At 40.7% G+C, this 15403-nt stretch carries 17 protein-coding genes; 10 read left to right on the forward strand and 7 right to left on the reverse strand.

The genetic code is table 11. The features are described from left to right. Nucleotides 1-126: 126 nt before the first annotated feature. Nucleotides 127-306: a hypothetical protein gene (locus V7K46_RS01110; RefSeq protein ID WP_335110212.1), complete on the reverse strand. Its 180-nt coding sequence runs from the start codon at nt 304-306 to the stop codon at nt 127-129. A 78-nt stretch (nt 307-384) separates the two neighbouring features. Between V7K46_RS01110 and pheS the strand changes: the two genes are divergently transcribed. The 6 genes from pheS to V7K46_RS01140 all read left to right on the forward strand — a co-directional run bounded on the left by pheS (nt 385) and on the right by V7K46_RS01140 (nt 4230). Beyond that, on the forward strand, nt 385-1377 hold the full coding sequence (pheS, locus tag V7K46_RS01115) for a phenylalanine--tRNA ligase subunit alpha (protein WP_335110214.1): 993 nt from the start codon (nt 385-387) through the stop codon (nt 1375-1377). Between the two features lie 33 nt (nt 1378-1410). Then, the gene (locus V7K46_RS01120; protein ID WP_335110216.1) at nt 1411-1626 is read left to right on the forward strand and encodes a hypothetical protein; all 216 of its coding nucleotides are present in this window, start codon (nt 1411-1413) and stop codon (nt 1624-1626) included. Then, nucleotides 1623-1805: a hypothetical protein gene (locus V7K46_RS31905; protein WP_442939787.1), complete on the forward strand. Its 183-nt coding sequence runs from the start codon at nt 1623-1625 to the stop codon at nt 1803-1805. The genes V7K46_RS01120 and V7K46_RS31905 overlap by 4 nt, the downstream gene beginning before the upstream one ends. Before the next feature lie 113 nt (nt 1806-1918). Continuing rightward, complete coding sequence (locus V7K46_RS01130) at nt 1919-2251, forward strand: DUF6883 domain-containing protein (RefSeq protein WP_335110218.1); 333 nt, start codon at nt 1919-1921, stop codon at nt 2249-2251. Next, nucleotides 2248-2589 (forward strand): DUF4926 domain-containing protein, encoded by a 342-nt coding sequence (locus tag V7K46_RS01135; protein WP_335110220.1) that lies wholly within the window; start codon nt 2248-2250, stop codon nt 2587-2589. The genes V7K46_RS01130 and V7K46_RS01135 overlap by 4 nt, the downstream gene beginning before the upstream one ends. Before the next feature lie 390 nt (nt 2590-2979). After that, a complete protein-coding gene (locus V7K46_RS01140) occupies nt 2980-4230 on the forward strand; it encodes a GIY-YIG nuclease family protein (RefSeq protein ID WP_335110222.1) in 1251 nt (416 codons plus the stop codon). Nucleotides 4231-4498: 268 nt separating this feature from the next. On the opposite strand, the gene V7K46_RS01145 is transcribed toward V7K46_RS01140, so the two are convergent. Continuing rightward, the gene (locus V7K46_RS01145; protein ID WP_335110224.1) at nt 4499-4783 is read right to left on the reverse strand and encodes an alpha/beta hydrolase family protein; all 285 of its coding nucleotides are present in this window, start codon (nt 4781-4783) and stop codon (nt 4499-4501) included. A 7-nt stretch (nt 4784-4790) separates the two neighbouring features. Between V7K46_RS01145 and V7K46_RS01150 the strand changes: the two genes are divergently transcribed. Continuing rightward, a complete protein-coding gene (locus V7K46_RS01150) occupies nt 4791-5051 on the forward strand; it encodes a hypothetical protein (RefSeq protein ID WP_335110226.1) in 261 nt (86 codons plus the stop codon). A 149-nt stretch (nt 5052-5200) separates the two neighbouring features. Here the strand turns inward: V7K46_RS01150 and V7K46_RS01155 are convergent, their stop codons facing one another. Beyond that, nucleotides 5201-6643 carry a RecQ family ATP-dependent DNA helicase gene (locus V7K46_RS01155; protein ID WP_335110228.1) on the reverse strand — a complete coding sequence of 481 codons (1443 nt, stop codon included), beginning with the start codon at nt 6641-6643 and terminating at the stop codon, nt 5201-5203. A 163-nt stretch (nt 6644-6806) separates the two neighbouring features. Between V7K46_RS01155 and V7K46_RS01160 the strand changes: the two genes are divergently transcribed. Beyond that, nucleotides 6807-7067, forward strand: coding sequence for a hypothetical protein (locus tag V7K46_RS01160; protein WP_335110230.1), 261 nt, complete (start codon nt 6807-6809; stop codon nt 7065-7067). 30 nt (nt 7068-7097) lie between these two features. Further along, nucleotides 7098-7244 (forward strand): hypothetical protein, encoded by a 147-nt coding sequence (locus tag V7K46_RS01165; RefSeq protein ID WP_335110232.1) that lies wholly within the window; start codon nt 7098-7100, stop codon nt 7242-7244. Between the two features lie 106 nt (nt 7245-7350). Here V7K46_RS01165 and V7K46_RS01170 read toward each other — a convergent pair whose 3' ends face one another. The 3 genes from V7K46_RS01170 to V7K46_RS01180 form a co-directional block, all read right to left on the reverse strand. After that, nucleotides 7351-8031, reverse strand: a complete 681-nt coding sequence (locus V7K46_RS01170) for a SnoaL-like polyketide cyclase (protein WP_335110234.1) — start codon at nt 8029-8031, stop codon at nt 7351-7353. Between the two features lie 320 nt (nt 8032-8351). Then, the gene (locus V7K46_RS01175; RefSeq protein WP_335110239.1) at nt 8352-9956 is read right to left on the reverse strand and encodes a 2-isopropylmalate synthase; all 1605 of its coding nucleotides are present in this window, start codon (nt 9954-9956) and stop codon (nt 8352-8354) included. Between the two features lie 95 nt (nt 9957-10051). Beyond that, nucleotides 10052-10573 (reverse strand): LabA-like NYN domain-containing protein, encoded by a 522-nt coding sequence (locus V7K46_RS01180; protein WP_273766051.1) that lies wholly within the window; start codon nt 10571-10573, stop codon nt 10052-10054. A 738-nt stretch (nt 10574-11311) separates the two neighbouring features. Here V7K46_RS01180 and V7K46_RS01185 point away from each other — a divergent pair. Further along, entirely contained in the window at nt 11312-13681 is a 2370-nt protein-coding gene (locus V7K46_RS01185) for a serine/threonine-protein kinase (RefSeq protein WP_335110241.1), read from the forward strand. Nucleotides 13682-13878: 197 nt separating this feature from the next. Here the strand turns inward: V7K46_RS01185 and gorA are convergent, their stop codons facing one another. Next, nucleotides 13879-15225, reverse strand: a complete 1347-nt coding sequence (gorA, locus tag V7K46_RS01190) for a glutathione-disulfide reductase (RefSeq protein WP_335110243.1) — start codon at nt 15223-15225, stop codon at nt 13879-13881. Nucleotides 15226-15403: the final 178 nt, after the last annotated feature.

Below are 15403 nucleotides of genomic sequence, written 5' to 3' on the forward strand. Positions count from 1 at the left end.
CAGGCAGCAAAAAAACATCTATACTCACTAGTACACTGTGGCGTCAGTTTGCTTACCTTTAACAAGTTGCTCAGAGCAACTTGTCTGGTTAATTGAGATGTTAGCTGGATTTATGCGCCTGCTGTACTAGTACAGCGCGGCGGAAATAAACAACCCATTCCAAATCAACGAAACGCCTACGCTGTATTCATTTTGACTTTTGACTTTTGATTTTTGACTTCCGCCTTGCGGTACTAGCCCAATCGTCTCTAACTGATAAACAGAAGTTTGGTTTCGACTCTCACCTTTGGCTAATGTTAATCGCATAGCTGTAAGTTGATTTATCGAGCAGTTCACAGCTTTTGTACTATAGACTAATGACTAATGACCAATGACTAATAACTAATGACTAGCAATTTAGAAGCTCAACTTTTAGCACTGCGGCAAGAAGGAGAAAAAGCGATCGCAGCCACTGATACCCTAGAACGTCTGGAGGAACTTAGAGTTAACTATCTGGGTAAGAAAGGGGAACTGGGGGCACTGTTGCGAAGTATGGGGCAAATGAGCGCAGAGGAACGACCAAAAATTGGAGCGATCGCCAATACAGTTAAAGAATCCCTGCAAACTAGTCTAGACCAGCAACGTGCCACCCTGGAAGCTGTACAAATTCAGGTACAGCTAGAGGCGGAGACTCTGGATGTAACTATGCCGGGAATTTACAGCCCCCAAGGTCGCATTCATCCCCTCAATGGTATTATCGACCGGGCGCTGGATATCTTTGTCGGTATGGGCTACACCGTGGCTCAAGGGCCAGAGATGGAAACAGATTACTACAATTTCGAGGCTCTGAATACCCCGCCTGACCACCCCGCCCGTGATATGCAGGATACCTTCTACCTTCCAGATGGTAATCTTTTACGGACTCATACCTCATCGGTGCAAATTCGTTACATGGAAAGAGAGGAACCACCGATTCGGGTTGTGGCTCCAGGGCGAGTTTATCGGCGAGATAATGTAGACGCAACTCACTCAGCAGTTTTCCATCAAATAGAACTTTTAGCCATTGATGAGGGACTAACTTTTACAGACCTCAAGGGCACAATTAAGGTATTTTTGCAAGCAATATTTGGCGAGTTACCAATTCGCTTCCGCGCCAGTTATTTCCCGTTTACCGAACCTTCTGCTGAGGTGGATTTGCAGTGGAATGGGCGCTGGCTAGAGGTGATGGGCTGCGGTATGGTCGATCCAAATGTACTTAAATCTGTGGGTTATGACCCAGAAATTTATACAGGGTTTGCTGCCGGTTTTGGTGTAGAACGCTTTGCAATGGTGTTACATCAAATCGATGACATTCGTCGCTTGTATGCTAGCGATTTGCGGTTTTTGGAGCAATTTTAGTTAAAGGTAATAGTTGCAACAAAGGCAATAATAATGACTCAACTCTCTAGGTTTGACCAAGTTCTAGAAAGCGTCGAAGACTTATCAGTAGATGAACAAGAAGCACTAATTGATCTGATCCGTCATCGACTGGCAGAACGGCGGCGTGATGCAATTGCGGCTAATATTGTTCAAGCACAGGTAGAATACCAGGCGGGTAAAGTGCTCCGTGGAACCGTTACTCAAATAATAGATGAGTTACGCAAGTGAGAACTGTAGTTCTGGCATCATCGTTTAAACGAGCATTTAAGCGATTGGTGGGACGACAGCCACAACTACAAGAGCGAATTGAAGAGCGGTTAGCACTACTAACTGCCGCGATCCACAATCACTTTAGATATGCCACCTCCGGCATTAGTTGTCGAAGTCGTTTCTTTTGGCAAAGCTAATGAAGATCGACAGACGAAGTGATTTGAGAGGTGCGATCGCTTTTCAAACTTTCATCATCTCGAACAGTAAAATCTAATCAATAATTACTACCCAAAATTCATGCCATGAGCCGATGGCCTTTTTACCGCAGGATGCAATAATCGCAGAAGAAAAGCTAACCAAGTATCTGCTTGTGCCGTTGCCAAAAGACGATAAATCTAAATTTTTGGCTAGGGCTGGGTACACACTAGACAAATGGCAACAACTGGAACGGGATCTACGCGCTCAAGTTTTAACGCAACCTGCTGAGGGGATTGAAACAACTCGCTATGGTCATAAGTATATCATTCGTGCGTGTCTGCGAGGAATTAATGGCGTTGAACTCAATATCTTAACCATTTGGATGGTTGCAAACGATACAACCAAATTTGTCACCTTAGTGCCAGATCAAGGAGCCAACTCATGAAGGTACAGCATCCCCTATTCTCTCAAGTTGCCTTAGCGCAGGATTTACCAGAATACAACCTGAAACGCGGGAGTGTTGCAACAATTGTGGAACATTATCCCATGCCTGAAGGGGAAGAAGACGGGTATAGTCTGGAAGGGTTTGATCTGCCCCATATAACTATCGAAGTACCAGTATCTCAAATTATCCCCATTGCCCAGTGGCAGCAAGAAGAAATCATTTTAGCCAAGTTACGCCAGCTATCTGGAGCGAGGCTGTTGCAATTACAAGACTATCTCGATTTTCTCTTGCAAAAAGAAGAGTCTGAGCATCAGAGTAGGTTCAAATCTCCCACCTAAGTATTTGGCGAGAAAATCCTCTGTGATCGCTTCTACTATTTTAAGAGAATTACAGCTAACCACAGAGGAAGTACTCAATGCTGGATAAAGCAATGCGGTTAAAAAGCAGACAGAGCAAGTGATTTGAGAGGTGCGATCACGCAGTTTTTTGCCTGGTAGTGGCTCGTAAATTTTCGAGTGCATACAAAAATTTTTGTTGCACAAGTGATTCTTAGTATACTAACTCTAGCTAACTCAGCGTGGATATAGCCCAATTGACGGGATTAGATCGTGAGGTTACTGTTGGTGATAAATATCTAAAGACTATGGGAATACTAAACTCTGATGGTGGAAAATTTAACTGCCTGAAGCTGAGGCGGCAATTGAGTCTTTTCAGAAAGGAGAACAAACATGGTTTGTGGTATTTATCAGATTTCAAATACTGTTAATGGTAAGTCTTATATTGGACAATCACGAAACATATACAGGAGATGGAAAGAACATACAAGAGGGTTGGATAAGCCAAATGTCTTAGAAATGGGAAGTTATCCTCTGAGATATGCCTTTTTAAAATATGAGCTAAAAGAGGTAGTAACTACACCCGGAAAAACAGGTTTATTTGATTTTAAAATTATTGAAGAATGCACAGAAGATAAACTGCTGGAAAGAGAACTATTCTGGATAAATACAATTGACCCAGAATATAACTGTAATATTTGGACACCTGCCCGAAAGAAAAAGGAAATTGATTCTGAACCTAAATTTTGGGTTCAATACCATAATTACAATGTTCTAGGTTACGTACCTGTTGAAATGATTCTTGATGAATCCCTAATTGAAACATATGATTATGAGGAAATTTTGCCTGGTATATCAACTAATAAAAGAGCCGTGTTGAATACAGTAGGCGATACAATTTTTTTGATATTAGGTATAGGTAACAACCCAAAACAATATTACCTTTGGTCTAAATTTATTTGTGAAGAAATAGTTATAAATGATTATGTAAATAGTCATTTTTATGATGCTTTTGGTACTGGTTATTTAATAGAGCCGCCTCAACTATTGAATTCAAAACAGTTTAATGAATTCAAAAGATTTTGTGGAAATTTTGGATTTGGCTTTATGCGTATCAAAGAATCCTCTGAAGCCTGTACTTATTTAACTACGTTAAAAAATATAACGGAAAACTATAAGCCGAAAAATTCAAAGTTAAATTTTTCACAGTATATAAAAGATTTTTATACTCAAGTTACTCGTGTCAATCCTAATGAATATTCTGCTTATCACCACCGAGGTTTTTACAGACATTTAGCTGTTTCTCTATCCATTGAAGAGGCTCTAGGTTTGTTGATAGGTGAGTACACAACATTAATAATATTTTATCCCATGAATCACGAATTAAACTATAGGGATAGTACGCTACTAATTCACACATTGGACTTTGATAATTCAGAAGAAGGTAAAAAATATATAGCCTCTTATGAATTTAAGGAGAAAACATTTTCTCCTTACTCAATTGTAGGATGGATAACTGTTGAAAAGGTTTTGAAATATGATGAAAAAAGCTTTGCCGCCGACAAAGATTTACACCTGCTAGGAGAAAGTCTTGTTGACTACAAAATAGTTATGGTTATGAAAGATCTGATGTTTGGTGTATGACCCTAAAAAAACCTATCTTTTTAAATCCGCCTATTTGTAACGTATTACAACCAGAGGGTATTAATAACGGTGAACTATGGGGGGCTGAAGATTTGTCACATTTTGAAGCCTTCGATATAGCACTTCGAGCAAAAGTTGAGTATGAATAAGGCAAAAAACAGGGTGTAATATTTTTGTGTTTTGCTACACTGACCTCTTGGTGTACACGTTTACTAGATTGAAAATATTAAGGTGGTTGGTGAATAACACTAACCACCCTTTTAAGACTTTATTTAACTATTTCTGAATGACCAGGGATATCTCCCAAAAATTCAAACCTACCATCTAAGTATTTGGCGAGAAACTCTTCAGCGATCGCAAAAAAGTGCAAGCGATTTTCTGGTCTGGCAAAACCATGTCCTTCATCGCTGTAAAGTGCATATTGCACTGGTAAACCAGCCTGTTGCATTGCGTTGACAATTTGATCACTTTCTGATTGTTTCACCCGTGGATCATTTGCACCTTGACCGATGAGTAAAGGTTTTTGAATTCGGTTAACGAAGAATAAAGGCAATCGCGATTTGAGAAACTCTCAGCGAGAAGCAAAACTTGTGAATGAGTCTTTTATATTCGCTGATGAGTCTTTGATACTCGCCCACGAGTCTTTGATACTCGCCGATGAGTCTTTGATACTCGCCCACGAGTCTTCGATATTCGCCCATAAGTCTTTACCTCGTTCCCAGTCTCTGACTGGGAATGCCTATTCTGAGGCTCCGCCTCCCTTACTCGCGGCACCGCAATTGATTTGCATTTCCAGCCTCTGGCTGAAAACGAGGTTTTAAAGGAGTTTTGGCTTAAGTTGATACCCATGAGCATTGCTGTGCCCTTACAACATGTGTGGTTCAATTAAATGAAAACTGTTGTAAATTTACAGTAACAATCCTGAACTAAACCTATTGGATAGGGGACAGGTGACAGAGAACAAGACAGTTTAGCGGCAATTGTCGCAATGTCCGCAACGCCAGTTAGCTGCTTCTTTATCAAAACCAAAAGCATTTAACAAAAACTGCCAACGACACTGCTTAGTTGTCAGATATTGATGCATCTGTTTAGCGGCGTGTAATTGCGTCGCTGGCTGATTTCCCGCTTTTTGCTCAATGTTGTAATGGAAAGGATCAAGCCAGTTTAACTGACCACTGCTGTGGAGTAAAGCCAGCGCCGTCGCACCTTCGGAAAATTGTCGCGTCACTACATTCACTTCTCCCTGTTTTGGTAATTTTTTCACAAGTTGCTGCGCTATTTGTTGTTGCGATCGCATTTGTTCTTGAAAAAACTGCTGTCTTTGCTTATCCCCTGAATCTAACCACCCTGTAGGTTCACTCACCAACGTCAAAGCTTCTGCCGGTTTCCCATCCCTTCCAGCCCGGCCAATTTCTTGCACATATTCAGACAGCAGATGTGGTGCGTGAAAGTGGGCAACCCAACGCACATCAGATTTATTTATCCCCATACCAAACGCACAGGTACACACAACAAAGGGTATTTTGCCACTTAACCAGCTTGCTTCTACCGCACGGCGTTCTGTTGCACCTAATCCCGCATGATAACTAGCTGTAGCATAACCCATCTCTGCTAACCATTGGGCTAAATCTTCACTATCTCTCCGAGTGCGAACGTAAACTAATCCCGATTGTTGCGGTCTATTTTGAATAAACTTTAATAATTGTTGTTTCCTCCCCCGTGGTGTCCAAGCGATGCGAATGCTGGGATGCAAATTAGGACGGTAGGGATTCAAACGGAAAATCTCTGGTTGCTGTAATTGTAAAACTGTTTGAATAATCTTTTGGGCTGAGGGGTCAGCAGTAGCGGTAAAAGCAGCAATACTAATTTTTGTTCCCGGTGGTTTTGATTTTAGTAGTGCAGGACGCACCGCCCCTAATCTGCGATAAGCTGGGCGAAAAGTATCACCCCACTGCACTAAACAATGAGCTTCATCCAAAATTAAGCCATTAATTTGCAATTGCGGCTGACATAATCTTTCCCAGACTGGCGCACTTAGCAAAGTTTCTGGCGATAAATAAAGTAATCTTAGCTGTTGACGTTCTAAAGCTTGCAGAGTTGCACGGCGTTGAGATGAAGACAATTCACTATGTAAAAGTGCAGCTTTCTGGTGGCTTTCTCGTAGTTCCTGTACTTGATTTTCCATCAATGCCACCAAGGGTGAAACTACCAAAGTTAATCCTGTTTGTAGCAGTGCGGGAAGTTGAAAACAAATCGACTTACCTCCACCTGTGGGCATAATAATCAGTGTATCTTTTTGTGCTAATAAACTGCTGACAATTTCTCCCTGTGGTGGACGAAAATCTTCATAACCCCAGATTTTATGAAAAGCTGCGCGAACTTCTTGCCAAGATTTTGTTGTCGGCTGATTCATAATCAATAATACATGCACCCATATCCTTGAACACTGAATATAGCCTTTGTTATCTAGCTAAAGGTTCAGTAATTTCATCATCTTAGGTTGCAACGCACTGACTGCAAGAATGAATTAGAATTAATTATTACACATTAATATATTAAATAAAAGATTCAGGCAAATGAACGAAGAATTAAAACATAAATTTTACATCAATACCGATAAATATAAATTAGATGTTCAAATGATTCATGATTTTTTACAAACTTCCTATTGGGCTGAAAACATCTTATTAGCCACCGTAGAAAAGGCAATAAATAATTCTTTATGTTTTGGACTTTATGAAGGTAATCAGCAAGTTGGCTTTGCGAGAGTCATCACTGATTATGCAACTTCTGCGTTGTTAAAAGATGTTTTTATTCTAGAGCCTTATCGAGGATAAGGTCTAGGAAAATGGTTTGTAGAATATATTTTGGATTATCCAGAATTGCAAGACGTTCAAAGGTGGATGTTAGGCACTAAAGATGCTCATGGACTTTATCGCCGTTATGGTTTTAAGAATTTGACAGAGCCAGAAAAAATCATGATGCGTTTAAATTATAATGCTGATCAAGCATAAGCAATGTCTAAGGCAAAGCTTATCTAAACCAGTTTTACTCGATAAGCGCTCCTGTTTGTTTACTAAAAGCGCTGATCGAGCGAACTATTTGACTACCAGAAAAACATTAGTGACTGTTCTGATTTTGGGAATGGAAGGGACAACCGCCTGCGGTTAATTTCTGAAGAAAGGCACTCTTATCAAAATAATGCTCTAAAAATTCAATTTTTAAATCTTCAGTCACGCGAGCAATACTAACTCCCACCACTTCTACTGTTTCTCCCGTAGGTGCATAGTCTTTATAGGAACCATTAAATGTTCCCCAATGTCGCCACTTAAAAGTAACATTAGGCGGGCCCGAAAGCACTTCTGTTAATTCCCAAAGAAAGCCATTACGAAAAGTATTATGAAAAACTTGAACTGAAGATTCAAAAGTTTCTGAATTTGATCTGTACTGCTCACTTTCACCCAAAAATAAGTTATAAGTACCTTGAACTGCAACATCTTCAGCAGTGTATTTTTCTTCGCCATTGCTACTCATTCTAAACTTATCAGTAACAATCGAAAGCCACTGTTGGGGATTAGATTTATTAGAAGCTTCCATCTCAAAAGTGCGGACTAAATTTTGGGCGATCGCTTCTAAAGAACCTTCTGGATGCTGAAATTTGCTTTCCTGATGAAGAAATTCATTGGTGTAAGAATAATCTGGGCGTATTCCTTCTCGCCACTGTACTTCTTCATCATGAGCAATGACTATATCTCTATCTTGTACCCAGAGCGGCAATTCTGTAGTTTTTTCGCTACTCATACCAGCTGACTGACTATAAACATCATTTTTGATGATAAAGTTTTATGGATATAAAGTAAATCTAAAAATCTGAAAAAGTAAAAAATATTTATAATGCAATATCGTTCAGTTAAAGTTATTCGTGGTATTTTTCGGTGTATAGAGATGTTGCATTGCAACGTCTGTACATTCATGCAAAAAGGCGAATAAAAGCAAAATAAACGACAGATAAACACTTATATTTCTCTGTGTTTATCTGTCGTTCTATTTAACAAATCTCAACTTATGCAAGATATCTAATGCAGTATTGCATCTAATTGCGAATCACAACAGAGATATTTTTATACTTTCTGTGCAGATACTTTCTCTGGCTTTTCTTGAGTTTGCAATGCAGCATACAGCCTGTTCAGGGCATTTACATAAGCTTGAGCAGATGCCACGATGATATCTGTGTTCGCTGCATGACCAGAAAACACTCTAGATTCATAACGTAAACGAATCGTCACTTCTCCAATGGCATCAATACCAGCTGTTACTGACTGCACAGAAAACTCAATCAACTCGTTGGGCACATTTACCACCCGGTTGATGGCTTTGTAAACTGCATCCACTGGGCCAGTCCCGATCGCAGCATCGGTTAATTCTTCACCTTCTGGGGTGCGGAGGGTGACTGTAGCGGTGGGTTTGGCATTGCTACCACAGGAAACTTGCACCAACTCTACCCGGAACAAATCGGGCGCTTGTTGGATTTCATCGTTAACGATCGCTTCTAAATCCCAATCAGAAATTTCTTTCTTTTTATCTGCTACCTCTTTAAATCTGACGAATGCTTTATTTAACTCAGTATCCGACAGTTCAAAGCCCAATTCTTTCAACCGAGTGCGGAAAGCATTTCTACCTGAATGTTTGCCCAAAACTATTTGATTGTCTGTCAAGCCAATCAATTGGGCATCCATAATTTCATAAGTGAGTTTGTTTTTTAACACACCATCTTGGTGAATCCCAGACTCATGAGCAAAGGCATTTGCCCCAACGATCGCTTTATTTGGTTGTACTAACATTCCCGTCAAATTAGAAACTAAGCGTGAGGTTTTGTAAATTTGCCGGGTGTCGATATTTGTCAGGGATTCTTGAGATTCTTCTGGTCTACCGAGATAGGGATTAAAATATTGCCGCCGCACATGCAGCGCCATTACCAATTCTTCTAGTGATGCATTTCCGGCGCGTTCACCAATCCCATTGATTGTACATTCTAGTTGCCGTGCGCCATTTTTGACGGCTTCTAAGAAGTTAGCAACTGCCAAGCCTAAATCATTATGACCGTGAACGGAAATAATCGCTTGGTCGATGTTGGGGACATTTTCGATAATCCCCTTAATTATGGCTCCAAATTCGCTAGGGGTTGTGTAACCCACTGTATCGGGAATGTTAACTGTTGTTGCACCAGCTGCGATCGCTCGCTCTAACACTTGGTAAAGAAATTCTGGATCGGTACGAGCCGCATCCATTGGTGAAAATTCTATATCTGTCATGAAGGATTTGGCGTATGCTACCATTTCTTCGGCGATCGCTAGCACTTCTGCCCGTGACTTCCGCAACTGATACTCTAAATGAATATCAGAAGTCGAAATAAATGTGTGAATTCTGGCGTTAACTGCTGGTTTTAACGCTTCTGCGGCTGCTTCAATATCTCCTTTAATCGCTCTTGCCAAACTGCAAATTACTGGGCCATTTTCTGTCCCCACAATTTGGGAAATTTTCTTAACTGCTTCAAAATCTCCAGGACTAGCAAAGGCAAAGCCTGCCTCAATTATATCCACGCCTAGACGCGCTAATTGCTTGGCAATAACTAGCTTTTCGTCTATATTCAGAGTCGCTCCGGGACATTGCTCTCCATCTCGCAGTGTAGTATCAAAAATAATGATTCGATCAGTTTTGTTTGTCATTTGCCGTTTGTTGTTTAGTTGTTACTTGTAGCTCAAAATATCTTCAACCTTAGTTTTTCTTTTACTCTTACCTTTGTAAATAATTGCTAAGGCTACTAACCTTCGGTTTTTTCTATTTGATCTCTGATATCATTTAAATCTATATATCTGTCAGTAGCATTGCGTAGCTCTCTAGCTATCATTCCTTCTGTTGATACTACCGTAATATGTGTATTTTTTGAGCGTAATAATTCGATTGCTCTTTCAAAATCTCCATCGCCACTGAATAATACTACTCGGTCATACTGGTCTACTGTATTAAACATATCTACAACAATTTCAATATCTAAATTCGCTTTTTGGGAGTAGCGACCAGAAGTATCATCATAGTATTCTTTAAGAATTTTAGTTCGGACTGTATATCCCAGACTAATTAGAGCATCTCTAAAACCTCGCTGATCTTGTGGGTCTTTTAAACCAGTGTACCAGAATGCATTAATTAAGGTTGTTTCTGATTGCTCATGTTTTAAGTATTCTAAGACTCGCCGCGGGTCAAAAAACCAGCCATTTTTTTGTTGAGCATAGAACATATTGTTTCCGTCTACAAAAATAGACAGACGATTCATTGGAGAACCCATACAAATTTACACCTAATATATATAAATGAATTTAGATGGAACAATAGATTATAGCAATTTTCAAATAGCAAGTTTGCTAATATCTATAAAGTAGCTCTTCATCTATAGGTTTTATCCTACCGCTTTCAAGGCATCAAAACGGATGCAACATTGGAGCTGAGATCCTGGGTGCTAAACCTTATTCACCTCCGGCACTCCAAGAGCCACCCAGTGATCAAAATCTACCAATAAAATTCAACCAGTAACAGCATTTATCGCTGTATAACATTAAAGTTTACTCCTAAAGAGGTATAGCATAAGCTTAGGGTAGGATATAAATTAATGCCTATCTATAAGTTTTGCTGTCAGTATCAGGACACGCTTTGTGGGAAGTACCAATATTGCGCTAAAGACAGAAGACGGACTTGGGACAGCTTCTGGTAAAACACCCAGTTAAGAGCGTAGTTGTTGGTTAGGCGAGGGTAAAATCTTGCCGCAACCAAGTGCAGAGGCGAAGTATATCCGGGTCTGATCAGTGAGACAATTACTACTTGTAACTCACTCAACAGGAAAAGAATAACTTAAGCACTACCTGAGTAGGAATCTCTTGGGGACTAGTGCCAATAAAATTTTGTTGATGAATAGAAGATACTTTACAAATGTATAAGATTATCATTTAAGTCTTATTTGAATGTGCTTGTACTAAAACGTGGTCTGAATAAATAAAAGTGTTGGACTTAAATCAATCAGTAACACGATATGGCAGAAGAACCTACATCTACCTTAACTAAAAACTATGTCTCTGCTGCCAATAAACACTTAAGTAAACCGACAAAAGTAACCTCAACAGCATCGGCTCGCCAATCTAGGTGGATGGTTCGCTTAGGTCATCTCCTCGCTGGTGCTTGGGCAATCAGTGCAGGAGTGCTGAGTGCTTCTGGTGGGGACTTGGTTCAAGTGATGGAAAATAAGGCGCTTTCTGGCTTTTTTCAATTGCGTGGGTCGATTGTGCCTCCACAAGACATCGTAATTTTAGCAATAGACGATCAGTCAATATCAGTTCCCGAACAGTACTATAAAACAAATCCGAAACAGTATGCCTACCTAGAAACACTGAAATCTTATCCTTATAAACGTGCTGCATATGCTCAGGTAATCACAAAGTTAATCAAAGCCGGTGTCCGCTCTGTAGCGGTGGATGTCCTTTTTGACACGCAAAGCAGTTATGGAGTTACTGACGATCGCCAACTCCAGGCAGTATTACAAAAATATGGCAGCAAAGTTACCTTAGCAGCCGTCTACGAAAATTCCCAGACGCACCAAGGGTCTTTTATACAACTCATAGACCCACAACAGATGTTTCGTAAAGGGTCAGTGTCCATTGGCTCAGTTAATTTCCCCGTAGAGGTAGATGGTAAAGTTGCTCGATTGGCGAGTGAGTTTTCTAAGTTGCTAGCTGAAGATAATTTGATCGAGAAGCTACCTTCTTTTGATGAAGCAGCGCTTAGGGCAGCACAAGTAAATTATCCTCAACCAAAGGGCGATCGCATTTATTTTTGGGGGCCTGCGGGTACATTTGAGCAAATACCCTTTTGGCATGTACTCGACCCAGAAAACTGGAACACCTATTTACAACAGGGAAAGGTCTTCAAAGACAAAATAGTGCTGATTGGTGCGACAGATAAGTTAAACAATGATTATTATCCAGTTGCTGCTAGCAACAGCACTCAACCCATGTCGGGCGTAGAAATTCACGCCAATGCGATCGCAACTTTGATGCAAGGTAAAGCGATCGCCCCAGGAATTAACAGTCCACCATTGCGGGGTTTGTTTGTGCTAATTCTAGTTGGCAGTACAGCCTTGATGATTAGCAGACGCAAACGTAGTATTAATAGATTTCTATATAGCCTCGCCCTTTCTGGCACTTGGGTAGGAATTAGTTATGGGTTATTTGTCTATAGTGAGTTAATTTTCCCTACTACTTTACCAATGATCGCGATCGCGATGACTGGACTTTCCTATCTGACAACCTCATTGGTCAGGGAAAGTATTAAAAAACGGCAATTATTAGATATATTTCAGAAGTATAAAACTTCCCCCGTTGTCCAAGAAATTATTAGCCAACAAGATGACTTACAAGACCTAATCCAGCAACGAGATTTAGCCTTATCAGGGAAAGTCCTGGCTCAACGCTACAAAATTGTCAAAGTTCTCGGTTCCGGTGGATTCAGCGAAACCTACATTGCCGTAGATACCCAACGTCCTGGTAATCCGCGATGTGTTGTCAAGCAACTAAAACCAGCCAGCACCAAACCAGAAGCCTTGCAACTTGCCAGACGTTTATTTAACTCAGAGGCGCAAACACTAGAAAAATTGGGAACGCACAGTCAAATTCCTCAACTTTTAGCGTATTTTGAAGAAGATGAAGAATTTTATTTAGTGCAAGAACAGATAATTGGTCATCCTTTAAATCAAGAACTCCCAACAGGTAGAGCAATTGAAGAAGTTGCAGTTATCAAAATTGTCAGGGACTTATTGCAAACATTAATATTTGTCCATAAAAACAACGTGATTCACCGGGATATTAAACCCAGCAATATCATCCGGCGACATTCAGACGGTAAACTAGTACTGATTGACTTTGGAGCTGTCAAAGAAGTCAGCACAAAACAGCTTGATCATCAAGAGCAAACCCCCTTCACCATTGGCATTGGTACTCAGGGTTACGCACCAAGCGAGCAATGTTTTGGGCGGCCACACTACAGTAGTGATATCTATGCAGTCGGTATGGTTGGAATTAAAGCCTTGACTGGTATAGCACCCCGTGAGCTAGATAGAGATGCTGATGGAGAGATAAAATGGAGCGATGCCTACGGCGGTAAACTACGCTCCCAGGTGAGCCACTCCCTAGCTCAGATTCTCAGTAAAATGGTGCTGGATGACTTTAAACAGCGATATCAGTCTGCATCAGAGGCTCTTAAGGATCTTGAAGCTCTTGAAGCTTTTAATGATGTTGTAAATTCCCAAAGCAGATACCTTATGCCACAGGATGACTCATTAATGAATACTTTAGACGATTTAGGCACTCCCACAAAATCTTGTTCAGAAGGACAAGAGACTGACAAATAAAAAAATATCCAATTGCTGTCGAAGCTGTTCTTGAGCAGGGGAAGCAGAATCTGATAGTTGTATTGGATAATTTAATTTTTGGAGTTCCCTAAGAATAATTAGGCATAAGGGCGGGGAGCAGAGAAGAAGAATTTTCTCCCATACACCCCGCCCCCTTCTCTGTTCAGTGTTTTCTTCACTCAATCCTGCACGTGATTTTAATTTAAGGACAAGAATTCTTCTCCTGTCGTCGGATGAATGGCTATTGTTTCATCCAAATCTTCTTTGGTAATGCCCTTGCGAATTGCCACGCCAAGACTTTGAATGATATCTGCTGCGTGTTCACCCACCATATGAGCACCCAAAACTTGCCCAGAATCACCATTTAAGACTATCTTCATAGTAGTTGGCTCATTCTGTTCGATTAACTGATACAACAGTGGTTGGAACTGGGTGCAGTAACATTGTACAGATTCACCAAATTTTTCGCGTGCTTTCGCTTCTGTCATTCCCACACTAGCCGCTTCTGGACGGCAAAAAACAGCAGTGGGCACATAATCATAATTCAGTTTTTGCGGCTTGTTCCCAAAAACTGTATCGGCAAAGGCAATACCTTCTGCCTTAGCCACTGGAGTCAATTGCACACGGCTGGTGCAGTCACCCACAGCAAAAATGTTTTCTTGACTGCTGCGGCTGTATTCATCTACTTTAATTGCACCGTCTTCACCAAGTTCAACATGGGCATTTTCCAAACCAAGATTCTTGGTATTTGGAGCGTAACCTGTGGCTACTAAGATGGTATCTGCTATAATTATTTCTCGGTTCTCACCAGTAATAGTTAACAACAAACCTTCTTCTGAGAATTTGATTTCTTGACTGGTGCTGTTGGTGAACAACTTAATTCCCCGTTTGCTCAAACCTTGTTGTACCGCAGAGCGAATGTCATTATCAAACCCCGATAAAATCATCTCGTGTTTTTCAATTAGCGTCACCTCGCAGCCAAAAGCGTGCATCATGCTGGAAAATTCTACACCAATGTAGCCGCCGCCAATGACTGCTAAACGTTTCGGCAGATAAGGCAGCTGAAACATCTCGCGGGATGTGATGGCGTATTCTATACCTGGGATTTGGGGCTTGAGGGGTTGTCCTCCCACAGCAATTAAAATTTTGTCTGCTGTAACTTTGCGTCCATCAATATTGATAGTATGGGTATCGATGAAAGTGGCATGTTGAGAAATTAGTTCAATTCCAGCTTTGTCCAATTGCTGAAAATAGGATTGGTTAATCTTGTCAATATGCTGGTGTACTGACTTAATAAATAATGTCCAGTCAAAGTATGTTTGACAGTCACTCCACCCATAACTCTGCGCTATTTGATTTTGCAGGGCGAAGTCAGCGGCGTAAACAATCAGTTTTTTGGGAACGCAACCGCGATTTACACACGTTCCACCGATGGCTTCTTGTTCAGCAACAGCTACACGGACTCCGTAACTAGCTGCTTTTTTAGCTGCTGCCAATCCCCCAGGCCCAGCACCAATGACAAACAAGTCGTAATCAAATGTCATAAAAATCTGTTCCTTTTTCACTTTTTGGAAAGCAGAGCTATTTCATCCCTTATAGTTACTCAGACAGAACTTCATCTACTGTCTTTAGGTGGACAAATTTGGATGAAACCAGGCTGATATGTAGCAGATTGCCGCCTTAATAGCAATTACATCCAAAAGGAACAGCGATCGCCTGAAT

The organism is Nostoc sp., assembly GCF_036917395.1.
GTDB lineage: Bacteria > Cyanobacteriota > Cyanobacteriia > Cyanobacteriales > Nostocaceae > Nostoc.